Raw genomic sequence first — 21,267 nt, forward strand, 5'->3', positions numbered from 1 at the left:
CGAGGGAACCTGAAGTTTCCCGGCAGCGCTGCGTTTTCAGCAGCAGAGAAGCGAGATTATGAACCGTGTTTCGCAGCGCGTCAACAACTTTCTGCACTACATCGTTGCGACTGCGGGACCATCTTTCTGCGCCGTCGGGCTCGCTACTTCCGAACCTCAACAGCACCGCTTCCCTTCCTTCCGCGCCACGTTTCCGTTGGCGCGAAAGAGGCGTGATTCTATGCATCCGCCCCCGTCCGCGCAAGCCCTTTGTGAAGAAAGTTTGAAAAAGCCTCCGTGCGCTACCGCTCACGGGAGGCTTTTGAGGAACCGGGCGAAGCAATCACGCCGAGAATCGACACAGAGCGGACAGCGGACTTGCCGCGGCGCACGGTGCCGGCCGATCAGCGGTGCTTGAACACTGGCTTGCGCTTCTCGACGAATGCCGCCATCCCTTCCTTCTGGTCTTCGGTTGCGAACAGCGAATGGAACAATCGCCGCTCGAAGTGGACACCTTCAGCCAGCGTCGTCTCGTACGCGCGGTTCACCGACTCCTTGACCATCATGACCGCCGGCAGCGAGAACTCGGCGATCGTCGTCGCGGCGGCAATTGCCTCGTCGAGCAGTTTGTCGGCCGGCAGCACGCGCGATACGAGCCCGGCACGCTCGGCCTCGGCGGCGTCCATGAACCGCGCGGTCAGACACATGTCCATTGCCTTCGCCTTCGATACCGCGCGCGGCAAACGCTGCGTACCGCCGGCACCCGGCATGACGCCCAGCTTGATTTCCGGCTGACCGAACTTGGCCGTGTCCGCCGCGAAGATGATGTCGCACATCATCGCCAGCTCGCAGCCACCGCCCAGCGCAAAGCCCGAAACCGCAGCGATGATCGGTTTGCGGATCTCGCGGACCGTCTCCCAGTTGCGCGTGATGTAGTCGCCCCGATAGACATCCATATAAGAGTAGGCCGCCATCATGCCGATGTCCGCGCCGGCCGCGAACGCCTTCTCGCTCCCGGTCACGACGATCGCGCCGATAGCGTCGTCCGCATCGAACGCCTTCAGCGCAGCGCCCAGCTCGTCCATCAGCGCATCGTTCAGCGCATTCAGTGCCTTCGGACGGTTCAGCGTCACCAGACCGACACGACCGCGGGTCTCCACCAGGATGTTCTCGTAAGCCATCTATTTCTCCTCGATCAATGAAATGAGAAACGCCTCGCACATGCGAATAGTTTGATGCTACCATTCTCCGACCAACCGGTCGGTTAATTAATCGATCCGATCCCTCTCAACGTTCATCAGGCCGCCGCCATGACCCATGCCCTGTTCACGAAGCACGAAGACACGCTGAAACACGCACTCGCCGCCATCGAGAGCCGCGGGTACTGGAGCCCGTTCGCCGAAATGCCGAGCCCCAAAGTGTACGGGGAAAGCGCAAACGCGGACGGTGAGGCCGCGTTCAAGTCGCACCTCGACAAGACTTTCGTGCTCGACCAGCCGGCGTCCGGTGAAACGGTCGGCGCCGAGCGCTCGCCGTACGGCATCGCGCTGGGTGTCCGGTATCCGAAATCGACGCCCGACGCACTGATCGCTGCCGCAGCCGCCGCGCAGCGCACGTGGCGCGAAGCCGGCCCGAGCGCGTGGATCGGCGTCAGCCTCGAAATCCTCGCGCGCCTGAACCGCGCAAGCTTCGAAATTGCCTACAGCGTGATGCACACCACGGGGCAAGCCTTCATGATGGCGTTCCAGGCCGGCGGCCCGCACGCGCAGGACCGCGCTCTCGAGGCGGTCGCCTATGCGTGGGACGAGCTGCGCCGCATCCCGGCCGATGCGCACTGGGAAAAGCCACAAGGCAAGAACCCGCCGCTGGCGATGCACAAGCGCTATACGATCGTGCCGCGCGGCACGGGCCTCGTGCTCGGCTGCTGCACGTTCCCGACCTGGAACGGCTACCCGGGCCTGTTCGCCGATCTGGCAACCGGTAATGCCGTGATCGTCAAACCGCATCCGGGCGCGATCCTGCCGCTCGCCATCACGGTGCGGATCGCCCGCGACGTGCTGCGCGAAGCCGGGTTCGATCCGAACGTCATTACGCTCCTCGCGACCGAACCCAACGACGGCGCCCTCGTCCAGGATCTCGCGCTGCGTCCCGAGATCAAGCTGATCGACTTCACCGGCAGCACGCAGAACGGCACGTGGTTCGAACGCCATGCCCACCAGGCGCAGGTCTACACCGAGAAAGCAGGCGTCAATCAGATCGTGATCGACTCGACCGACGACCTGAAGGCCGCCGCCAAGAACATCGCGTTCTCGCTGGCGCTGTACTCCGGCCAGATGTGCACGGCGCCGCAGAACATCTACGTGCCGCGCGACGGCATCCGGACGGCCGACGGCCATGCGAGCTTCGACGAGGTCGCGCAAGCGATCGCGATTGCCGTACAAAAACTCACCGGCGACCCGGCACGCTCGGTCGAACTGATCGGAGCGATCCAGAACGACAGCGTGACCGCGCGTATCGACGACGCGCGCAAACTCGGCCGCGTGCTCGCGGACAGCGTGCCCCTGCAGCATCCCGCCTTCCCCGATGCGCGCGTGCGCACGCCTCTCGTGCTGCAACTCGACGTGGCCGACCGCGAGAAATTCACGCAGGAGTGGTTCGGCCCGATCTCGTTCGTGATCGCGACCGACTCGACCGCGCAATCGCTCGATCTGGCTGGGGCAATCGCCGCCGAGCATGGCGCACTGACCCTCTCCGTCTACAGCACCGACGAAGCGATCGTCAACGCCGCACACGACGCAGCGGTGCGTGGCGGCGTCGCGCTGTCGATCAACCTGACAGGCGGCGTATTCGTCAACCAGTCGGCCGCCTTCTCCGACTTCCACGGCACGGGCGCGAATCCGGCCGCCAACGCCGCGCTGGCCGACCCGGCCTTCGTCGCCAACCGGTTCCGCGTGGTTCAGAGCCGCGTCCATGTTGCCCCGAAGGCCGTACCTGCGGAAGCTGGCCAGACGGCATAACCCGAATGGCCGACGTGCAAACGCCGCCACGTTCTCTACCATGAACGAATCCGCCACCCGGCGGGTTCGTCACTCACCGATACGCTCATGACAGACGCCTACATCTGCGACGCGATTCGCACTCCCATCGGCCGCTACGGCGGCGCCCTGAAAGATGTCCGCGCCGACGATCTCGGCGCGGTGCCGCTCAAGGCGCTGATCGAGCGCAACCGCGACGTCGACTGGACGGCGATCGACGACGTGATCTACGGCTGCGCGAACCAGGCCGGCGAGGACAACCGCAACGTCGCGCGCATGTCGGCGCTGCTGGCGGGCCTGCCCACGGCCGTGCCGGGCACGACGCTGAACCGATTGTGCGGCTCCGGAATGGACGCCGTCGGCACGGCCGCGCGCGCGATCAAGGCCGGTGAAGCGCGCCTGATGATCGCAGGCGGCGTCGAGAGCATGACGCGCGCGCCGTTCGTGATGGGCAAGGCCGCGAGCGCGTTCGCGCGCCAGGCCGATATCTTCGATACGACGATCGGCTGGCGCTTCGTCAATCCGCTGATGAAGCAGTTGTATGGCGTCGATTCGATGCCGGAGACAGCCGAGAACGTCGCGGTCGACTACAACATCAGCCGCGCGGATCAGGACCTGTTCGCGCTGCGCAGCCAGCAGAAGGCCGCGCGGGCGCAGCAGGACGGCACGCTCGCCGAGGAAATCGTGCCGGTCACGATTGCTCAGAAGAAGGGCGATCCGGTGGTCGTGTTGCGCGACGAGCATCCGCGCGAAACGTCGCTCGAAGCGCTCGCGAAGCTGAAAGGCGTCGTGCGCCCGGACGGCTCGGTCACGGCCGGCAACGCGTCGGGCGTGAACGACGGCGCCTGCGCGCTGCTGCTCGCCAATGCACAGGCGGCCGACCAATACGGCCTGCGCCGCCGCGCGCGCGTCGTCGGGATGGCGACGTCCGGCGTCGAGCCGCGCGTAATGGGCATCGGCCCCGCGCCGGCCACGCAGAAGCTGCTGCACCAGCTCGGCATGCGCATCGACCAGTTCGACGTGATCGAACTGAACGAGGCGTTCGCGTCGCAAGGTCTCGCGGTGCTGCGCATGCTCGGCGTCGCCGACGACGATCCGCGCGTGAACCCGAACGGCGGTGCGATTGCGCTCGGTCACCCGCTCGGCGCATCGGGTGCGCGGCTCGTCACCACGGCGCTCCATCAACTCGAGCGTACCGGCGGCCGCTTCGCGCTCTGTACGATGTGCATCGGCGTCGGCCAGGGCATCGCGCTCGCGATCGAACGCGTGTAACCGACGCGCCGCGCGCCTATAACGAAGTCATGAAGGAGACACTGCATGTCCTATCAGGCGATCCAGCTGGATATCGATCAGGCCGCGCGCGTGGCCACGATCACGCTCAACCGCCCCGACAAGCTCAACAGCTTCACGCGGGCGATGCATCGCGAACTGCAATCGGCGCTCGATGAAGTCGAGGCAGCCGGCGCACGCGCACTGATTCTGACGGGTGCGGGACGCGGCTTTTGCGCGGGCCAGGACCTCGCCGACCTCGACTTCACGCCAGGCGCGTCCACCGACCTCGGCACGCTGATCGACGAGCATTTCAATCCGCTGATCCGCCGCCTGCAGCGTCTGCCGATTCCGGTGATCGCCGCCGTCAACGGCACGGCGGCCGGCGCCGGCGCGAATCTCGCACTTGCGTGCGACCTGGTGTTCGCTGCCCGCTCGAGCAGTTTCATCCAGGCCTTCGTCAAGATCGGACTCGTACCCGATTCGGGCGGCACGTGGTTCCTGCCGCAACGCGTCGGCATGGCACGCGCGCTGGGGCTCGCGCTGACCGGCGACAAGCTCGGCGCCGAACAGGCCGAACAGTGGGGCCTGATCTGGCGCGCGGTCGACGACGACGCGCTCGTCGCCACGGTCCGCCAGCTTGCCGCCCAGCTCGCGCAGCAGCCGACGCTCGCCATCGCGTCGATCAAGCAGTCGATGCGAGACAGCGTCACGAACACGCTCGATCAGCAGCTCGACCTCGAGCGCGATCTGCAGCGCAAGCTCGGCCAGTCGGACGACTATGCGGAAGGGGTGAAGGCCTTCATCGAGAAGCGCGCGCCGCGCTTCGAAGGGCGTTGACATGATGAACGCCACCGCCACGCTCGACCCCGATTCGCTCGCCCGCGCCACCGCGCAGGCCATGTACGACGCCGACGCCTGCAGCCGCGCGTTCGGCATGGAAATCGTCGAAGTACGCGCCGGCTACGCCCGCCTGCAGATGCGCGTGCGGCCCGAATTCCTGAACGGGCACCAGACCTGTCACGGCGGCATCATCTTCACGCTCGCCGATTCGACTTTCGCGTTCGCGTGCAACTCGTACAACCTGAATGCGGTCGCGGCCGGCTGCTCGATCGAATTCCTGCGCCCCGTGCACGGCGGCGACGTGCTGACGGCCGAGGCGGTCGAACAGGCGCGTGCCGGCCGCCACGGCATCTACGACATCCGTGTCACGAACCAGACAGGCGACACGGTCGCGATGTTTCGCGGCAAATCCGCCCAGATCAAGGGCACGGTCATCCCGGAAGACCGCTGACGTCGACGGCCCGCCCATAACAAACACTGGAGACATGCATGACTACCCCGCTACCGCTCGAGCCGATCGAGACCGCCTCACGCGACGAGCTGACCGCGCTGCAGCTCGAACGCCTCAAGTGGTCGCTCCGGCACGCGTATGACCACTCGCCCGTCTATCGCCGCAAGTTCGACGAAGCCGGTGTGCATCCGGACGACCTGAAAACGCTCGCCGACCTGTCGCGCTTTCCGTTCACGACCAAGGGCGACCTGCGCGACAGCTATCCGTTCGGGATGTTCGCGGTGCCGCAGGACCAGATCTCGCGCATCCACGCGTCGTCGGGCACGACCGGCAAGCCGACGGTCGTCGGCTATACGGCCGCCGACATCGATACGTGGGCGAATCTCGTCGCACGCTCGATCCGCGCCGCCGGTGCGCGCCGCGGCGACAAGGTCCACGTCAGCTACGGCTACGGGCTGTTCACGGGCGGGCTCGGCGCGCACTACGGCGCCGAACGCGCAGGGCTGACCGTGATCCCGTTCGGCGGCGGCCAGACCGAAAAGCAGGTACAGCTGATCCAGGATTTCCGACCCGACATCATCATGGTCACGCCGAGCTACATGCTGTCGATCGCCGACGAGATCGAGCGCCAGGGCCTCGATCCCGTGCAGAGTTCGCTGCGCATCGGCATCTTCGGCGCGGAGCCGTGGACCAACGACATGCGCGTCGCGATCGAACAGCGGATGGGTATCGACGCGGTCGATATCTACGGGCTATCCGAAGTGATGGGCCCGGGCGTCGCGTCGGAATGCGTCGAGACCAAGGACGGCCCGACCATCTGGGAAGACCACTTCTATCCGGAAATCATCGATCCCGACACCGGCGAAGTGCTGCCGGACGGCCAGCTCGGCGAACTCGTGTTCACGTCGCTGACGAAGGAAGCGCTGCCGATCATCCGCTATCGCACGCGCGACCTCACGCGCCTGTTGCCGGGCACCGCCCGGACGATGCGCCGGATGGAGAAGATCACCGGCCGGTCGGACGACATGATGATCGTGCGCGGCGTCAACGTGTTCCCGACACAAATCGAGGAACAGTTGCTCAAGCAGCGCGCGCTCGCGCCGCACTATCAGATCGTGCTGACCAAGGAAGGTCCGCTCGACGTGCTGACGCTCAACGTCGAGCCGTGCCCGGAAACCGCGCCCGACACCGCGGCGATCCAGGCGGCAAAACAGGCGCTCGCGTACGACATCAAGTCGCTGATCGGCGTGACGGCCGTGATCAACGTGCTGCCCGTGAACGGCATCGAGCGCTCGGTCGGCAAGGCGCGCCGCGTCGTCGACAAGCGCAAGGGGTGAGGTCGCTCGTCGCGTGCCATCGCGCAGCGGCCGATCCGCGCCTGCAAACGAAACAGCCCGGTCGGCCAATGCCGATCGGGCTGCTCGACTCCAAAGCGTCGTTCGACGTAACGCGCACAGCATGACGCGAACTGAAATCACATGGGCACAGCGGCGATCAGACCGGCACGCCCACGCGCACGAGGCGCGCCCCGGGCTCTCAATGCCGCATATCGTTCATGAGCGACGATCCAGCGAACCCGCGCCGCTCCAAAATCACGAATTCGGGAACAGCAGCCACATCCTGCCGACCTGCTTCATCCGGCCGGCCAGGTCCCCGGCATCGTCGCCGAGCCCCCAGAAATAGTCTGCCCGCACGCCGCCCTTGATCGCCGAGCCCGTATCCTGCGCGAACACGAGCCGGTTCATCGGCGTATTCGTCAGCGGACGCGTGGTCTGCAGGAACACCGGCGTGCCGAGCGGGATCGACGACGGATCGACCGCGATCGAGCGCTCCGGGGTCAGCGGCACGCCGAGCGCGCCGATCGGCCCGTCCGCGCCGCCGTGCGGCGCATCTTCCTTGGTCGGCATGTCGCGGAAGAACACGAAGCGCGGATTCGTGTCGAGCAGCGCGTCGACGCGCGTCGGGTTCGCCTTCGCCCAGGCCTTGATGCCCTGCATCGTCGCCTGCGCGGGCGTGAGCTCGCCGCGATCGAGCAGCCACTTGCCGATCGAACGGTACGGCTGGTTGTTGGTGCCGCCGAAGCCGACCCGCATCACCGAACCGTCGTCGAGCAGCACGCGACCCGAGCCCTGCACCTGCAGGAAGAATGCCTCGATCGGATCGTCGACCCACACGAGCTCGTTGCCGTTCAGGATGCCGGCGCGCTCGAGCTGCGCGCGTGCCGGCAGCGCGGCGCCCGCGCGATAGCCGGCCGGCCAGCGATAGAGCGCGTATTGATACGGGCCGCGGCGCACGCGCGAGCCGTGCAGCAGCGGCTCGTAATAGCCGGTCACGAGCCCGTCGAGCGTCCCGTCGGTATTCGCGAGCTGGAACGGCGTGAAATACGTTTCGAAGAACGTGCGTGCGCTGCTGACGTCGAGTTCGTCGAGCCGGTCGGCGGCCGCGCAAGCGCGCGCCCACGCGGGCTGGCGCGCGAGCCGCGCGCAGTTCTGCCGCAGCGCGGCCGTCGCGCCGATCAGCGAATCGTCCTGCCAGCCCGGCACCTGCTGCCACGCGACCGGCGTGAGCCGCTTCGCGGCGACCTGCCCCGGCACGATCGCCGCGCCGGTCGGCGGCTTCAGCGCGGAGGTTCGCGTCGGCGCGCCGCCGCACGCGGCGAGCAGCGCCGCCGCCGCGGCTGCGGCCATCCACCCGGCCAGCCGGGGCCCAAACCACATACAATGTCCGTTCTTGATGGAAACCGCCATGTCAGATTTTCTCGACCAATATCCGATGCTCATCTTCGCGCTCGAAGCCTTCGTAGCGCTTGCCCTGCTGATCTTCATCGTCGTGTGGACGTCGTCGGGCAGGAAGAAGCACGCCCGCAGCAACGACCGCAAGCTGCGCTGAGCGCCGCCGCGCGCTCGATTCAATGCAACGTGCGCGGCATGTGCAGGGCGAACTCGTCGACCGGCGCCTCGAAACGCTCACCGTCCTCCGCCACGCAGAAGTACGCACCGCGCATCGTGCCGACCGGCGTCGCGATCACGGCCCAGCTCGTGTATTCGAAATGCTCGCCCGGCTGCAGCAGCGGCTGGTGGCCGACGACGCCGAGCCCCTTTACTTCCTGCACGTGGCTCTCGCTGTCCGTGATGATCCAGTGGCGCGCGATCAGTTGGGCCGCGACCTGTCCCGTGTTGCGGATGGTCAGCGTGTACGCGAATGCGTATTGACGGTGATCGGGGTCGGATTGTTCCGGCAAGTAGCTGGTTTTCACCGAAACGGTGAACTGATACTGACTCATGGTGTGTCCGCTGTAGGTAACCGCGCGCGCCGACTCGAGCGGCCGGGCCGCGGGCGCGCTGCATTGGTTCGGCATTCTATGCGCAATCGGGTCGTAACCGCACGGCCTGCCGCCGCGCACCGGGTCGCCGGACGGTAGAATGACGGTTTTGCGCCGCAACGTCCCCCGCTCCCCTGTCATGACTCAATTCCGCATCGCTCCCAGCATCCTGTCGGCCGACTTCGCACGGCTCGGCGAAGAAGTCCGCAACGTGGTCGCCGCCGGCGCCGACTGGATTCACTTCGACGTCATGGACAACCATTATGTGCCGAACCTCACGATCGGCCCGCTCGTCTGCGAGGCGATCCGCCCGCACGTGCAGGTACCGATCGACGTGCACCTGATGGTGCGCCCGGTCGACCGGATCGTGCCCGATTTCGCGAAGGCCGGCGCGAACCTGATCAGCTTCCACCCGGAAGGCTCGGACCACATCGACCGTACGCTGTCGCTGATCCGCGACCACGGCTGCAAGGCCGGCCTCGTGTTCAATCCGGCCACGCCGCTGAACTACCTCGACCACGTGATGGACCGCCTCGACTTCGTGCTGCTGATGTCGGTGAACCCGGGCTTCGGCGGCCAGTCGTTCATTCCGGAAACGCTGAACAAGCTGCGCGAGGCGCGCGCCCGCATCGACGCGTACACCGAACGCACGGGCCGCGAGATCCTGCTCGAAGTCGACGGCGGCGTGAAGGCCGACAACATCGCGGAAATCGCGGCAGCCGGCGCCGACACGTTCGTCGCGGGTTCGGCGATCTTCGGCAAGCCCGACTATCGCAAGGTGATCGACGAGATGCGAGCGGCGCTCGCCACCGTCGAGCGGAGCTGACGCCGTGGCCGACTCGTCGTTCGCCGGCCACGCGCCGGCCGGGGCCGCCACGGGCGCGGCCGCGATCCGCTTTGCCGCGCCGCGCATCGATGCCGCGCTGATCGACCTCGACGGCACGATGGTCGACACGGCCGACGATTTCACGGCCGGCCTGAACGGGATGCTCGCGCGGCTCGGCGCGCCGGCCACGTCGCGCGACGAAGTGATCGGCTACGTCGGCAAGGGCTCCGAACACCTGATCCAGAGCGTGCTGAAGCCGCGCTTCCCGGCCGATGAAGCGCACGCGCGCTTCGACGACGCGCTCGCGATCTACCAGACCGAATACGCGAAGATCAACGGTCGCCACACGCGTCTCTATCCGGACGTGGCGGCCGGGCTCGACGCGCTGCGCGCGGCCGGCATCCGGCTCGGGTGCGTGACGAATAAGCCGCACCGCTTCGCGGTCGAGCTGCTCGAGCAATACGGGCTGGCCGGCTGCTTCGGCATCGTGCTCGGCGGCGACAGCGTCGCGCGCAAGAAGCCCGATCCGCTGCCGATGCTGACGGCCTGCGACGCGCTCGGCGTCGCGCCGGGCACCGCGGTCGCGATCGGCGACTCGGAAAACGACGCGCTGGCCGGCCGCACGGCCGGGATGGCGACGCTGACGGTGCCGTACGGCTACAACCACGGCAAAGCTATACAAACGATAAATTCGGATGGTATAGTCGATTCGTTGCTGGTCGCGGCTCGCGCAATTTCCGCGCACAACGCCGGCCGGCCAACCCTCTGATTATTTCTTCCATCCGCATGTTTCTGAATAAAAAACGGAGTCTGAGCAGCATCGACCGGGGAGCCTGGCCCTGGCGTCGCTGGTCGCGCTAACCTCTTCGATGAGGTACGCTGAAGCACGTCTTCAGCGCCGTTTTTTATCTCGCTGCGCATCCGCGCGCCGATCGTCGCACTACCTCGAGTTCCACCGCATCCGAACGCTTGCGTTCAGGATCGGCCGCAGGCTCGCGACGTTCACGCCCGGAGCGCCGGCCGGCAACAGGCACTTCTCGATCGACCGCCCCTTCGCCGACGGCCACCCGCGCAGCGTCAAGTGATCCCTGGCGCCCGCGCCGCTCGTCCCGAACAGGACCGGAACATGACCGAACTCGAATTCCAATCGCTCGCGAACGAAGGCTACAACCGCATTCCGCTGATCGCGGAAGCGCTCGCCGATCTCGAAACGCCGCTGTCCCTCTACCTGAAGCTGGCCCAGCCCGAACGCGCGGGCGCCAACTCGTTCCTGCTCGAATCGGTGGTCGGCGGCGAACGTTTCGGCCGCTACTCGTTCATCGGCCTGCCCGCCCGCACGCTCGTGCGCACCCGCAGCGGCGTGTCGGAAGTCGTGCGCGACGGCAAGGTCGTCGAGACGCACGACGGCGACCCGTTCCAGTTCATCGAATCGTTCCAGGCGCGCTTCAAGGTCGCGCAGCGCCCGGGCCTGCCGCGTTTCTGCGGCGGCCTCGCCGGCTACTTCGGCTACGACGCGGTGCGCTACATCGAGAAGAAGCTCGCGAACACCGCGCCGCGCGACGATCTCGGGCTGCCCGACATCCAGTTGCTGCTGACCGAGGAAGTCGCGGTGATCGACAACCTCGCCGGCAAGCTCTACCTGATCATCTACGCGGACCCGGGCCAGCCCGAAGCGTACGCGAAGGCAAAACAGCGCCTGCGCGAACTGAAGCAGCGCCTGCGCACGACCGTGCAGCCGCCCGTCACGTCGGCGAGCGTGCGCACCGAGACGTTCCGCGAGTTCAAGAAGGACGACTATCTGGCCGCCGTGCGTCAGGCGAAGGAATACATCGCGGCCGGCGAACTGATGCAGATCCAGGTCGGCCAGCGGCTCACGAAGCCGTACCGCGACAATCCGCTGTCGCTGTATCGCGCGCTGCGTTCGCTGAATCCGTCGCCGTACATGTATTACTACAACTTCGGCGATTTCCACGTGGTCGGCGCGTCGCCGGAAATCCTGGTGCGCCAGGAAAAGCGCGGCGACGACCAGATCGTCACGATCCGGCCGCTGGCCGGCACGCGTCCGCGCGGCAATACGCCGGAGCGCGACGCCGAACTCGCGACCGAACTGCTGAACGACCCGAAGGAAATCGCCGAGCACGTGATGCTGATCGACCTCGCGCGCAACGACGTCGGCCGCATCGCGGAGATCGGCTCGGTGCAGGTCACCGACAAGATGGTGATCGAGAAGTACTCGCACGTGCAGCACATCGTCAGCTCGGTCGAGGGCAAGCTGAAGCCCGGCATGACGAACTACGACGTGCTGCGCGCGACGTTCCCGGCCGGCACGCTGTCCGGCGCGCCGAAGGTGCGCGCGATGGAACTGATCGACGAGCTCGAGCCGGTCAAGCGCGGGCTGTACGGCGGTGCGGTCGGCTACCTGTCGTTCTCGGGCGAGATGGATCTCGCGATCGCGATCCGCACGGGTCTGATCCACAACGGCAACCTGTACGTGCAAGCGGCGGCCGGCGTCGTCGCGGATTCGGTGCCCGAATCCGAATGGCAAGAGACCGAGAACAAGGCGCGCGCGGTGCTGCGTGCGGCCGAACAGGTCCAGGACGGCCTCGATAGCGACTTCTGACCGGAGACTGACCATGCTGCTCATGATCGACAACTACGACTCGTTTACCTACAACCTGGTCCAGTACTTCGGCGAACTCGGCGAGGACGTGCGCACCTACCGCAACGACGAAATCACGCTCGACGACATCGCGCGCCTGAATCCCGACACCATCTGCCTGTCGCCGGGCCCGAGCAATCCGCAACATGCGGGCATCACGCTCGACGTGCTGCGCGAATTCGCGGGCAGGAAGCCGATCCTCGGCGTCTGCCTCGGCCACCAGGCGATCGGCGAAGCGTTCGGCGGCCGCGTGGTGCGCGCGAAGACCATCATGCACGGCAAGGTGAGCCGGATCGAAACCGACTGCCGCGGCGTGTTCGCCGACCTGCCGAAGCATTTCGACGTCACGCGCTATCATTCGCTCGCGATCGAACGCGAATCGCTGCCCGATTGCCTCGAGGTGTCCGCGTGGACCGACGACGGCGAGATCATGGGCGTGCGCCACAAGACGCTGCCGGTCGAAGGCGTGCAGTTCCACCCGGAATCGATCCTGTCCGAGCACGGCCATGCGCTGCTCGAGAATTTCCTGAAACAGAGCCGCGCCGCGGCTGCACCGGCCGCCTGACGGGAGACGCACGATGACGATTACCCCGCAGGAAGCGCTGCAGCGCACGATCGAGCACCGCGAGATCTTCCACGACGAAATGCTGCACCTGATGCGGCTGATCATGCGCGGCGACATGTCGCCCGTGATGGCGGCCGCGATCATCACCGGGCTGCGCGTGAAGAAGGAGACGATCGGCGAGATCGCCGCCGCCGCGACCGTGATGCGCGAATTCGCGAACCACGTCGAGGTGCGGGACAACTCGAATTTCGTCGACATCGTCGGCACCGGCGGCGACGGCTCGCACACGTTCAACATCTCGACCGCGTCGATGTTCGTTACGGCGGCCGCGGGCGCGAAGGTCGCGAAACACGGCAACCGCGGCGTGTCGAGCAAGTCCGGCAGCGCCGACGTGCTCGAGGCGCTCGGCGTGAACATCGACCTGCAGTCGGACCAGGTCGCCGCATCGATCGCCGAAACCGGCATGGGCTTCATGTTCGCGCCGAACCATCACCCGGCGATGAAGAACATCGCGGCCGTGCGCCGCGAGCTCGGCGTGCGCACGATCTTCAACATCCTCGGCCCGCTGACCAATCCGGCCGGCGCGCCGAACCAGCTGATGGGCGTGTTCCACCCCGACCTCGTCGGCATCCAGGTGCGCGTGATGCAGCGCCTCGGCGCGCAGCACGTGCTCGTCGTGTACGGCAAGGACGGGATGGACGAGGTGTCGCTCGGCGCCGCGACGCTCGTCGGCGAATTGCGCGACGGCGAGGTGCACGAATACGAGATCCATCCGGAGGACTTCGGCCTGCAGATGGTGTCGAACCGCACGCTGAAGGTGGAAAATGCCGACGAATCGCGCACGATGCTGCTCGGCGCGCTGGACAACCAGCCGGGCGTCGCACGCGAGATCGTCACGCTGAACGCGGGCACCGCGCTTTACGCGGCCAATATCGCCGAGTCGATCGCGGACGGCATCCAGCTGGCCCGCGAAGCGATCGCGAGCGGCAAGGCCCGCGCGAAGGTCGACGAGCTCGTGCGCTTCACGCAGCAGTTCAAGCGCTGACCCCTTACGAATCAAGCAGGAATCCCTATGAGCGACATTCTCGACCGAATCATCGCCGTCAAGCGCGAAGAAGTGGCGGCGGCCATGCGCAGCACGCCGCTCGAGGCGCTGAAGCTGGAAGCCTCCGCGTGCGACCTGCGCGACTTCGTCGGCGCGCTGCGGGCGAAACACGCGGCCGGCAACGCCGCCGTGATCGCCGAAATCAAGAAGGCAAGCCCGTCGAAAGGCGTGCTGCGCGAGCATTTCGTGCCGGCCGACATCGCGCGCTCGTATGCGGCGCACGGCGCCGCGTGCCTGTCGGTGCTGACCGACGAGCAGTTCTTCCAGGGCGGCGTCCGCTACCTCGAGGAAGCGCGCGCGGCCTGCACGCTGCCGGTGCTGCGCAAGGACTTCATCGTCGACGCGTACCAGATCGTCGAAGCCCGCGCGATGGGCGCCGACGCGATCCTGCTGATCGCCGCCGCGCTCGACACGCCGCTGATGCAGGATCTCGAAGCGTACGCGCACTCGCTCGGCCTCGCGGTGCTGGTCGAAGTGCACGACCGCAACGAGATGGAACAGGCGCTGACGCTCAAGACGCCGCTGCTCGGCATCAACAACCGCAACCTGCGCACGTTCGAGACGTCGATCCGGACCACGCTCGACATGCTCGACATGATTCCGGCGGATCGCATCGTCGTGACCGAATCGGGCATCCTGTCGCGCACCGACGTCGACACCATGCGCGCGGCGAACGTGAACACGTTCCTCGTCGGCGAGGCGTTCATGCGCGCCGACCAGCCGGGCGAGGAACTCGCGCGGATGTTCTTCTGATGGCGATCGAAAAGGAAATCAAGCTCGCGCTGCCGGCCGGCCAGGCTGACGCCGCGCGCCGCTTCTTCGAGACGCTGACCGGCGAACCCGGCCACGCGATCACGCTCGCGAACGTCTATTACGACACGCCCGATCTCGCGCTGGCGCGCTCGAAGAGCGCGGTGCGCGTGCGCCGCACGCCGGACGGCTGGCTGCAGACGTTCAAGACGGTCGGCAGCGCGGAAGGCGGCCTGCACCGCCGCCACGAATGGGAGCTGCCGGTCGCGGGCGACGCGCTCGAGATCGACGCGCTCGTCGCGGCCTGCGACGTGCCGGAAGCCGCCGCCGCACTGAACGACGCGGCCGGCGCACTGTACGCGCTGTTCCGCACGGATTTTTCGCGTACGCTGTGGCGCATCGCAATCGGCGGCGCGACCGTCGAGGCCGCGGTGGACCTCGGCGAGATCGTCGTCCAGGCGGAACACGAAACGCGCCGCGAACCGATCAGCGAAATCGAACTCGAACTGATCGACGGCCCGGAAACGGCGCTCGCGACGCTCGCCGCCGAACTGCAGCAGGCGCTGCCGGGCCTCGTTCCCGAAAACATCAGCAAGGCGCAGCGCGGCTACCGGCTGCGCGCGCAATAAACACGCATCACGCATGGCAACCCGCAAGACTTCCCGCGCGCCGCAACAGGCGTCGCTGTTCGACGATCCCATGCCGGAACCGGCACCGGACGATATTCCGTCCGCGGCTTCCGAGCCGCCCGCGGCTCGGCGAAAATCCGCGAAGCAGGCGGCCGCACCGGCGCCCGCGCCGGCCCCGACCGCCTCGGCACCGCAACCCGGTGCCGCCGACGTGCCGCATCTCGCCGCGCAATTCGACGCGCTGCCGGCCGTCTGGCGCGACGTGCTGAAACCGTTCACCGACAGCGACGCGTACGCGCCGCTGTGCCGCTTCGTCGACGAGGAGCGCGCGGCCGGCAAGACGGTCTACCCGACCGACGTGTTCCGCGCACTGCGCCTGACGAGCCCGGACGACGTGAAGGTCGTGATCCTCGGCCAGGACCCGTATCACGGCGACGACCGCGGCACGCCGCAGGCGCATGGCCTCGCGTTCTCGGTGCCGCCGGCCGTGCGCACGCCGCCGTCGCTGCGCAACATCTTCAAGGAAATCGCCGCGAATTTCGGTCACGACACGCCGCGTCACGGCTGCCTCGATACGTGGGCGCGCCAGGGCGTGCTGCTGCTCAACACCGTGCTGACGGTCGAGCGCGGCGCGGCCGCGAGCCATGCGAAGCGCGGCTGGGAGCAATGCACGGACACGCTGATCCGCGAGCTCGCCGGCCGCCATCGCGGGCTCGTGTTCATGCTGTGGGGCGCGCACGCGCAGGCGAAGCGCGCACTGTTCGACGCGAACGCGCATTGCGTGCTCGAGGCGCCGCATCCGTCGCCGCTGTCCGCGCACCGCGGCTTCCTCGGCTGCCGCCATTTCGCGCTCGCGAACGACTATCTGATCGATGCGGGCCGCGAACCGATCGACTGGCGCCTGCCGGACGTAGCCGAAACGCTCGCGTGACGGCCTGGGGCCCGTTCACCCTGATAACGGGCTTGCGCTGGCCCAAGGGTTCGCCGGGCGCATACGAAAATGCCGCGTCCCTTTCGGGGCGCGGCATTTTTTATCGGGCGATGCAGCGGGTGCACCGCACCCGCATCGACCTGACGCGTTACGCGGCGGCGATCGCTTCGCGTGCGCTGGCCAGCGCGGCGCTCTGCGCATCCGGGCCGAGGTTCAGGCCTTCGGCGTAGATGAAGCTCACGTCGGTCATGCCGACGAAGCCGAGGAACGTGCGCAGGTACGGCGTCTGGCTGTCGTTCGGCGTACCGGCATACTTGCCGCCGCGCGCCGTCACCACGTGAACCTTCTTGCCCTTGATCAGGCCTTCCGGACCGTTCTCGGTGTAGCGGAACGTGACGCCTGCGCGGGCGATCCAGTCGAAGTACGTCTTCAGTTGCGACGAGATGCCGAAGTTGTACATCGGTGCGCCGATCACGATGATGTCGGCAGCCTGCAGCTCGGCGATCAGCGCATCGCTCTTCGCAACGATCGCATTCTGTTCCGCGGTGCGCTTGTCGGCCGGCGTGAAGAACGCGCCGAGCACCGATTCGTCGAGGTGCGGCAGCGCATCGGCCAGCAGGTCGCGAACCACGACGTTCGCGCCGGGGTTCGATTGTTGCAGCTTTGCCGTCAGTTCGTTGGCCAGCAGCGTGGATTGCGCACCTTGCGAACGCGCAGCGGAATTGATTTGCAGAATGGTCGTCATGTCAGGCTCCGGTAGGGTTGCGCTTCGGTAGCGCGAGTGACGCCATTGTGCGGGGCCGCATGGCCGCGAAAAAGCGGGTTCAGGGCGACGGATTGTTGCAGCAGCGGGACAATACCCGATCGCGCCCCGATACCCGCTCGCGTAGGGTTACCCGTTCAGCCACGCTTCGCGGGCCTTCGTGGCCGCAGCCGGCTTCGCGGCCGCCGTCAGCCGGTAGCGGGTGACTTCCGGACCGTCGAGCTTCAGTTTCGCGGTGCGCAGCTCGTCGCGGCGGAACGCGTGGATCTCCACCTTGTCGCCCGGCCGATAGCGGGCCAGCAGCGCATCCAGGTTCGTGCCCGTTACGCGCAGCCCGTCCACCGCGATCAGCGTGTCGCCGGCCGACAACCCCGCGCGATGCGCGGCGCCGCCTTCGTAGACGGCCGCCAACGTGCAGTCCGCGCCGCCGCGCAAGCGCGCGCCGATCGTCGGCTTCTCGGCCGCGCCGAGCGCGACGTCGGGGGCCAGCGTCACGCCGAACGGCGCGAGCAGTTCGCCGAGCGGCAGGTCGCGCGTGCCGTGCACGGCGTCGGCGAACAGGCGGCCGAGCGCGACGCCCGTCGCCTCTTCGATCAGCGTCTCGACTTCGTTTTCCTCCACGCCCGCCTGCTTGCCGCGATAGAAGTCGCGGCCGTAGCGTTGCCACAGCAGGCGCATCACGTCGTCGAGCGACTTCCGGTTACGCGTCTGCGCGCGGATCGCGAGGTCGAACGCGAGCGCCACGAGCGAGCCCTTCGTGTAATAGCTGACGATCGCATTGGTCGCGTTCTCGTCCTGACGGTAGTACTTGATCCACGCGTCGAACGAGCTTTCCGCGACGCTCTGCTTGAGCCGGCCCGTGCCGCGCAGCACGCCGCCGATCGTGCGGCCGAGCGCCGCGAAATATTCGTCCTGCGACATCAGCCCGCTGCGGACCAGCATCAGGTCGTCGTAATACGACGTGAAGCCTTCGAACAGCCACAGCAGCGACGTGTAGTTCTCGCGCGCGAGGTCGTACGGCACGAACGCCGCCGGCTTGATGCGCTTCACGTTCCACGTGTGGAAATACTCGTGGCTGCAGAGGCCGAGATACGTGCGATAGCCTTCCGTCGTTTCCGGCCGCCCCTTCACCGGCAGGTCGGTCCGGTTGCAGATCAGCGCGGTCGACGCGCGATGCTCGAGGCCGCCGTAGCCGTCGCTGACCGCGAGCGTCATGAACACGTAGCGGTCCATCGGCGCCTTCTTCGACTTCGGCTCGAACAGCGCGATCTGCGCTTCGCACACGCGTTTCAGGTCGCTACGCAGCCGCTCCAGGTCGAGCTGCGTCACGCGCCCCGCGATCACGATGTCGTGCGGCACGCCGTGCGCGTCGAACGTCGCGAGCGCGAATTCGCCGATCGTCACCGGATGGTCGGACAGTTCGTCGTAGTTCGCCGCGCGATACGCGCCGAAACCGTAGCGCTTCGTCCCGCTCGCCTCGGGCAGCGCGGTGCCGACCCGCCACGTGCGAAACGCCGCGCCGGCCGGTTTCGCGATGTCGACTTCGCACGGCGCGTGCTCTCGACCGGCGACGCTCAGGAACACGGCCGTCGCGTTGAAGAAGCCGCCCGACTCGTCGAGATACGCGGAGCGCACCGACAGGTCCCACGCATAGACGTCGTAGCGCAGCGTCAGCGCGCCGGTCACGGGCGCGGCCTGCCACGTGTGCTTGTCGGTCTTCGCGATGCGTACCTTGCGGCCCGCGTCGTTGAACGCGCGCAGCGTCACGATGTTGCGCGCGAACTCGCGCACGAGGTAGCTGCCCGGAATCCACACCGGCAGCGAGAAACGCTGGCCTTCGGGATCGGGATCGGCAACCGTCACCGTCACTTCGAACAAGTGCGCGGCAAGATCTTTCGGGACAATCGAATAGCGGATCGGCTGAGTCATCGTGGCAATCGGTCGGGGCGGGCGAAAACGAAGAGAGGCGCCGGCAGATCATGCGGGCGCCCCTCGCTGGCCGGGTCGTGCGCCCGGCGTGCGGTCGGTTACTTGCTCGAGGCGAGCGCCTGGTTGAGCTGGTCGGCCGATACCGCGCCCGGCAGGCGGCGGCCGTCCGGCAGGAAGATCGTCGGCGTGCCGGTGACGTTCATGCCGCGGCCGAGCGCGAGGTTCTTGTCGAGCGCGGTGGTGTCGCAGGTACCGGCGCCGGACGGCGCGCGGTGGTCGAGCATCCAGCTTTCCCACGTTTTTGCGCGGTCGGTCGCACACCAGATCGCCTTCGACTTCACGGTCGAATCCGGCGACAGCACCGGGTACAGGAACGTGTAGACGGTCACGTTGTCGACCGACTGCAGCGTCGTCTCGAGCTTCTTGCAGTACGGGCAGTTCGGATCGGAGAACACCGCGATCTTGCGGGCGCCGTTGCCCTTGACGACCTTGATCGCATTCGCGAACGGCAGGCTCGCGAAGTCGATCTTGTTGATTTCGGACAGGCGGGCGTCGGTCAGGTTCTTGTGCGTCCTGGCGTCGACGAGATCGCCGAGCAGCACGTAGTCGCCGGCCGCGTCGCTATAGATGATCTGCGAGCCGAGGTTCACTTCGTAAAGGCCTGCCACCGGCGATTTCGACACGCTCTTGATCGGCGCGTCGTTGCCGAGACGGGCTTGCAGCGTGGCCTTCAGCTTGTCGGTGGTCTGGTCGGCCTGCGCGGTGCAGCCAAGCGTCGCCATCGTGACGGCCAGCGCCAGCGATGCGATGCGGATCGTTTTTTTCATCGAAATCTTCCTTCAGCTCAATCGGAGTGCACGGCACAGTGTACGCCGTAACGGAACCGTCTCCGACCGGCGCGGCGGCGGAAGGTTCGTTCAGCCGAGCGCGGCCGACACGAGCCAGCGCTTCACGAGCGGCTGCGCGCCGACGAACGCCATGCCCGCATTGCGCACGGCCTTCGCGAGCGAGCCCGGCACCGCGAACAGCCGCTGCAGGCCGTCGGTCGCGACCATCAGCGCGCGGATGTCCTCGCGGCGCGAACGCTCGTAGCGACGCAGCAGCACCGTATCGCCGAGATTGCGGAAGCTTTCCTTGCCCGCGATCGCGTCGACGAGCGCCGCGACGTCGCGCAACCCGAGGTTCATCCCCTGCCCCGCGAGCGGGTGGATCAGGTGCGCGGCATCGCCGACCAGCGCGACGCGCGGCGCGATCAGCTTGTCGACCGTCTGCAGCGCCAGCGGGAAGCCGGCGGCCGGCGTCACGCATTCGAGCGTGCCGACCTGGCCGTGCGACACGCGCTCGACCTCGGCCGCGAGCTGCGCCGGATCGAGTGCGAGCAGTGCGTCCGCGTGCGCGGTGTGCGCGGACCACACGAGCGACACGTGGCCGTCCGGCAGCGGCAGCAGTGCGACGATCTCGCCTTCCCGGAACCACTGCCAGGCCGTCTCGCGGTGCGGCAGCGACGCCTTGAAGTTCGCGACGACGCCCGTCTGCCGGTAGTCGCGCCGCTCTACCCTGGCCCCCATTTGGGAACGCACCCACGAATGCGCGCCGTCGGCGCCGACGACGAGATCCGCTTCGAGCACCTGCCCCGACGACAGCGTGAGCACGGCCGCGTCGTCGCGCATGTCGAAACCCTGCGCACGCGCGTCGAACCACGTGAGGTTCGGCTGGAATCGCAGCGCGGCATCGAGCGACGCCTCGACCAGCGACGATTCGGCGATCCACGCAAGCTGCGGCACGGACGCCTGATAGGCGGAGAAATGCAGTTCGGCATGCGCATCGCCATACACGCGCATGTCGTACACCGGCGCGAGCCGGCCGTGGTCGAGCGCCTGCCAGACCCGCAGCCGCTCGAGCAACGCCTGCGAACTGGACGACAGCGCGTAGACACGCGTATCGAACGCGAGATCCGCGGGGCGCGGCGTGGCCGGCTGGGCGAGCAAGGCTGTCTTGTAGCCGGACTGGGTCAGCGCGAGCGCGGCCGTCTTGCCGACGAGCCCGCCGCCGACCACGGCGACGTCGAAGGTGTGGTGGGCAGTCATGGCGGGCATTATAGCCGCGGGGCCAAACCCTTACGCGGCCGGACTTTGCGGGAAATCAGCAGAACCGCGGGCCGGTGCGCCGACGCGGCGGCCCGCCGCATCGGCCGTTCGGCGCCCAGCCCGG

At 67.2% G+C, this 21,267-nt stretch carries 21 protein-coding genes; 14 read left to right on the forward strand and 7 right to left on the reverse strand.

Annotated features, from left to right (window positions below; all coding sequences use genetic code 11):
• Window positions 1–383: 383 nt before the first annotated feature.
• Window positions 384–1,160 carry an enoyl-CoA hydratase gene (locus WT53_RS16780; protein ID WP_034209849.1) on the reverse strand — a complete coding sequence of 259 codons (777 nt, stop codon included), beginning with the start codon at window positions 1,158–1,160 and terminating at the stop codon, window positions 384–386.
• A 129-nt stretch (window positions 1,161–1,289) separates the two neighbouring features.
• Between WT53_RS16780 and paaN the strand changes: the two genes are divergently transcribed.
• The 5 genes from paaN (at window position 1,290) to paaK (ending at window position 6,914) form a co-directional block, all read left to right on the forward strand.
• Window positions 1,290–2,996, forward strand: a complete 1,707-nt coding sequence (gene paaN / locus WT53_RS16785) for a phenylacetic acid degradation protein PaaN (protein ID WP_060260771.1) — start codon at window positions 1,290–1,292, stop codon at window positions 2,994–2,996.
• Between the two features lie 87 nt (window positions 2,997–3,083).
• Window positions 3,084–4,286 (forward strand): 3-oxoadipyl-CoA thiolase, encoded by a 1,203-nt coding sequence (pcaF, locus tag WT53_RS16790; RefSeq protein ID WP_034209847.1) that lies wholly within the window; start codon window positions 3,084–3,086, stop codon window positions 4,284–4,286.
• A gap of 45 nt (window positions 4,287–4,331) precedes the next feature.
• Window positions 4,332–5,123, forward strand: coding sequence for a 2-(1,2-epoxy-1,2-dihydrophenyl)acetyl-CoA isomerase PaaG (paaG, locus tag WT53_RS16795; RefSeq protein ID WP_034209846.1), 792 nt, complete (start codon window positions 4,332–4,334; stop codon window positions 5,121–5,123).
• A 1-nt stretch (window position 5,124) separates the two neighbouring features.
• Window positions 5,125–5,577 (forward strand): hydroxyphenylacetyl-CoA thioesterase PaaI, encoded by a 453-nt coding sequence (gene paaI, locus WT53_RS16800; RefSeq protein WP_034209845.1) that lies wholly within the window; start codon window positions 5,125–5,127, stop codon window positions 5,575–5,577.
• A 38-nt stretch (window positions 5,578–5,615) separates the two neighbouring features.
• Entirely contained in the window at window positions 5,616–6,914 is a 1,299-nt protein-coding gene (gene paaK, locus WT53_RS16805) for a phenylacetate--CoA ligase PaaK (RefSeq protein ID WP_034209844.1), read from the forward strand.
• Between the two features lie 255 nt (window positions 6,915–7,169).
• On the opposite strand, the gene WT53_RS16810 is transcribed toward paaK, so the two are convergent.
• Window positions 7,170–8,294, reverse strand: coding sequence for a murein transglycosylase A (locus tag WT53_RS16810; protein ID WP_230624987.1), 1,125 nt, complete (start codon window positions 8,292–8,294; stop codon window positions 7,170–7,172).
• A 28-nt stretch (window positions 8,295–8,322) separates the two neighbouring features.
• Between WT53_RS16810 and WT53_RS34140 the strand changes: the two genes are divergently transcribed.
• The gene (locus tag WT53_RS34140; protein ID WP_230624986.1) at window positions 8,323–8,466 is read left to right on the forward strand and encodes a hypothetical protein; all 144 of its coding nucleotides are present in this window, start codon (window positions 8,323–8,325) and stop codon (window positions 8,464–8,466) included.
• A gap of 19 nt (window positions 8,467–8,485) precedes the next feature.
• Here WT53_RS34140 and apaG read toward each other — a convergent pair whose 3' ends face one another.
• Window positions 8,486–8,860, reverse strand: coding sequence for a Co2+/Mg2+ efflux protein ApaG (gene apaG, locus WT53_RS16815; protein WP_006477037.1), 375 nt, complete (start codon window positions 8,858–8,860; stop codon window positions 8,486–8,488).
• Between the two features lie 178 nt (window positions 8,861–9,038).
• On the opposite strand from apaG, the gene rpe reads away from it, so the two are divergent.
• From rpe to WT53_RS16855, 8 genes are all read left to right on the forward strand, one after another.
• Window positions 9,039–9,725 (forward strand): ribulose-phosphate 3-epimerase, encoded by a 687-nt coding sequence (rpe, locus tag WT53_RS16820; RefSeq protein WP_006482066.1) that lies wholly within the window; start codon window positions 9,039–9,041, stop codon window positions 9,723–9,725.
• A 4-nt stretch (window positions 9,726–9,729) separates the two neighbouring features.
• The gene (locus WT53_RS16825; protein ID WP_034209843.1) at window positions 9,730–10,494 is read left to right on the forward strand and encodes a phosphoglycolate phosphatase; all 765 of its coding nucleotides are present in this window, start codon (window positions 9,730–9,732) and stop codon (window positions 10,492–10,494) included.
• Between the two features lie 357 nt (window positions 10,495–10,851).
• Complete coding sequence (trpE, locus tag WT53_RS16830) at window positions 10,852–12,345, forward strand: anthranilate synthase component I (RefSeq protein WP_034209842.1); 1,494 nt, start codon at window positions 10,852–10,854, stop codon at window positions 12,343–12,345.
• 13 nt (window positions 12,346–12,358) lie between these two features.
• Complete coding sequence (locus tag WT53_RS16835; RefSeq protein ID WP_034209841.1) at window positions 12,359–12,949, forward strand: aminodeoxychorismate/anthranilate synthase component II; 591 nt, start codon at window positions 12,359–12,361, stop codon at window positions 12,947–12,949.
• A gap of 13 nt (window positions 12,950–12,962) precedes the next feature.
• Window positions 12,963–13,994 carry an anthranilate phosphoribosyltransferase gene (trpD, locus tag WT53_RS16840; protein ID WP_034209840.1) on the forward strand — a complete coding sequence of 344 codons (1,032 nt, stop codon included), beginning with the start codon at window positions 12,963–12,965 and terminating at the stop codon, window positions 13,992–13,994.
• 27 nt (window positions 13,995–14,021) lie between these two features.
• The gene (gene trpC / locus WT53_RS16845; RefSeq protein WP_034209839.1) at window positions 14,022–14,807 is read left to right on the forward strand and encodes an indole-3-glycerol phosphate synthase TrpC; all 786 of its coding nucleotides are present in this window, start codon (window positions 14,022–14,024) and stop codon (window positions 14,805–14,807) included.
• A complete protein-coding gene (locus WT53_RS16850; RefSeq protein ID WP_034209838.1) occupies window positions 14,807–15,433 on the forward strand; it encodes a CYTH domain-containing protein in 627 nt (208 codons plus the stop codon). The genes trpC and WT53_RS16850 overlap by 1 nt, the downstream gene beginning before the upstream one ends.
• A gap of 13 nt (window positions 15,434–15,446) precedes the next feature.
• The gene (locus tag WT53_RS16855; protein ID WP_034209837.1) at window positions 15,447–16,364 is read left to right on the forward strand and encodes a uracil-DNA glycosylase; all 918 of its coding nucleotides are present in this window, start codon (window positions 15,447–15,449) and stop codon (window positions 16,362–16,364) included.
• A gap of 148 nt (window positions 16,365–16,512) precedes the next feature.
• Here WT53_RS16855 and WT53_RS16860 read toward each other — a convergent pair whose 3' ends face one another.
• The 4 genes from WT53_RS16860 to WT53_RS16875 form a co-directional block, all read right to left on the reverse strand.
• The gene (locus WT53_RS16860; RefSeq protein ID WP_034209836.1) at window positions 16,513–17,109 is read right to left on the reverse strand and encodes an FMN-dependent NADH-azoreductase; all 597 of its coding nucleotides are present in this window, start codon (window positions 17,107–17,109) and stop codon (window positions 16,513–16,515) included.
• A 147-nt stretch (window positions 17,110–17,256) separates the two neighbouring features.
• The gene (locus tag WT53_RS16865) at window positions 17,257–19,056 is read right to left on the reverse strand and encodes a M61 family metallopeptidase (protein ID WP_034209835.1); all 1,800 of its coding nucleotides are present in this window, start codon (window positions 19,054–19,056) and stop codon (window positions 17,257–17,259) included.
• 98 nt (window positions 19,057–19,154) lie between these two features.
• Complete coding sequence (locus WT53_RS16870; RefSeq protein ID WP_059827628.1) at window positions 19,155–19,883, reverse strand: DsbC family protein; 729 nt, start codon at window positions 19,881–19,883, stop codon at window positions 19,155–19,157.
• A 90-nt stretch (window positions 19,884–19,973) separates the two neighbouring features.
• On the reverse strand, window positions 19,974–21,152 hold the full coding sequence (locus WT53_RS16875; protein WP_034209834.1) for a UbiH/UbiF family hydroxylase: 1,179 nt from the start codon (window positions 21,150–21,152) through the stop codon (window positions 19,974–19,976).
• Between the last annotated feature and the right edge of the window lie 115 nt (window positions 21,153–21,267).

This window comes from Burkholderia sp. MSMB2157WGS (genome assembly GCF_001532755.1).
Lineage (GTDB): Bacteria > Pseudomonadota > Gammaproteobacteria > Burkholderiales > Burkholderiaceae > Burkholderia.

What these genes read in the sequence shown, in the direction of transcription:
- WT53_RS16780 (WP_034209849.1), bottom strand. Translation starts at nt 1,160, where the DNA reads ATGGCTTACGAGAACATCCTGGTGGAGACCCGCGGTCGTGTCGGTCTG.
- paaN (WP_060260771.1), top strand. Translation starts at nt 1,290, where the DNA reads ATGACCCATGCCCTGTTCACGAAGCACGAAGACACGCTGAAACACGCA.
- pcaF (WP_034209847.1), top strand. Translation starts at nt 3,084, where the DNA reads ATGACAGACGCCTACATCTGCGACGCGATTCGCACTCCCATCGGCCGC.
- paaG (WP_034209846.1), top strand. Translation starts at nt 4,332, where the DNA reads ATGTCCTATCAGGCGATCCAGCTGGATATCGATCAGGCCGCGCGCGTG.
- paaI (WP_034209845.1), top strand. Translation starts at nt 5,125, where the DNA reads ATGATGAACGCCACCGCCACGCTCGACCCCGATTCGCTCGCCCGCGCC.
- paaK (WP_034209844.1), top strand. Translation starts at nt 5,616, where the DNA reads ATGACTACCCCGCTACCGCTCGAGCCGATCGAGACCGCCTCACGCGAC.
- WT53_RS16810 (WP_230624987.1), bottom strand. Translation starts at nt 8,294, where the DNA reads ATGTGGTTTGGGCCCCGGCTGGCCGGGTGGATGGCCGCAGCCGCGGCG.
- WT53_RS34140 (WP_230624986.1), top strand. Translation starts at nt 8,323, where the DNA reads ATGTCAGATTTTCTCGACCAATATCCGATGCTCATCTTCGCGCTCGAA.
- apaG (WP_006477037.1), bottom strand. Translation starts at nt 8,860, where the DNA reads ATGAGTCAGTATCAGTTCACCGTTTCGGTGAAAACCAGCTACTTGCCG.
- rpe (WP_006482066.1), top strand. Translation starts at nt 9,039, where the DNA reads ATGACTCAATTCCGCATCGCTCCCAGCATCCTGTCGGCCGACTTCGCA.
- trpE (WP_034209842.1), top strand. Translation starts at nt 10,852, where the DNA reads ATGACCGAACTCGAATTCCAATCGCTCGCGAACGAAGGCTACAACCGC.
- WT53_RS16835 (WP_034209841.1), top strand. Translation starts at nt 12,359, where the DNA reads ATGCTGCTCATGATCGACAACTACGACTCGTTTACCTACAACCTGGTC.
- trpD (WP_034209840.1), top strand. Translation starts at nt 12,963, where the DNA reads ATGACGATTACCCCGCAGGAAGCGCTGCAGCGCACGATCGAGCACCGC.
- trpC (WP_034209839.1), top strand. Translation starts at nt 14,022, where the DNA reads ATGAGCGACATTCTCGACCGAATCATCGCCGTCAAGCGCGAAGAAGTG.
- WT53_RS16850 (WP_034209838.1), top strand. Translation starts at nt 14,807, where the DNA reads ATGGCGATCGAAAAGGAAATCAAGCTCGCGCTGCCGGCCGGCCAGGCT.
- WT53_RS16855 (WP_034209837.1), top strand. Translation starts at nt 15,447, where the DNA reads ATGGCAACCCGCAAGACTTCCCGCGCGCCGCAACAGGCGTCGCTGTTC.
- WT53_RS16860 (WP_034209836.1), bottom strand. Translation starts at nt 17,109, where the DNA reads ATGACGACCATTCTGCAAATCAATTCCGCTGCGCGTTCGCAAGGTGCG.
- WT53_RS16865 (WP_034209835.1), bottom strand. Translation starts at nt 19,056, where the DNA reads ATGACTCAGCCGATCCGCTATTCGATTGTCCCGAAAGATCTTGCCGCG.
- WT53_RS16870 (WP_059827628.1), bottom strand. Translation starts at nt 19,883, where the DNA reads ATGAAAAAAACGATCCGCATCGCATCGCTGGCGCTGGCCGTCACGATG.
- WT53_RS16875 (WP_034209834.1), bottom strand. Translation starts at nt 21,152, where the DNA reads ATGCCCGCCATGACTGCCCACCACACCTTCGACGTCGCCGTGGTCGGC.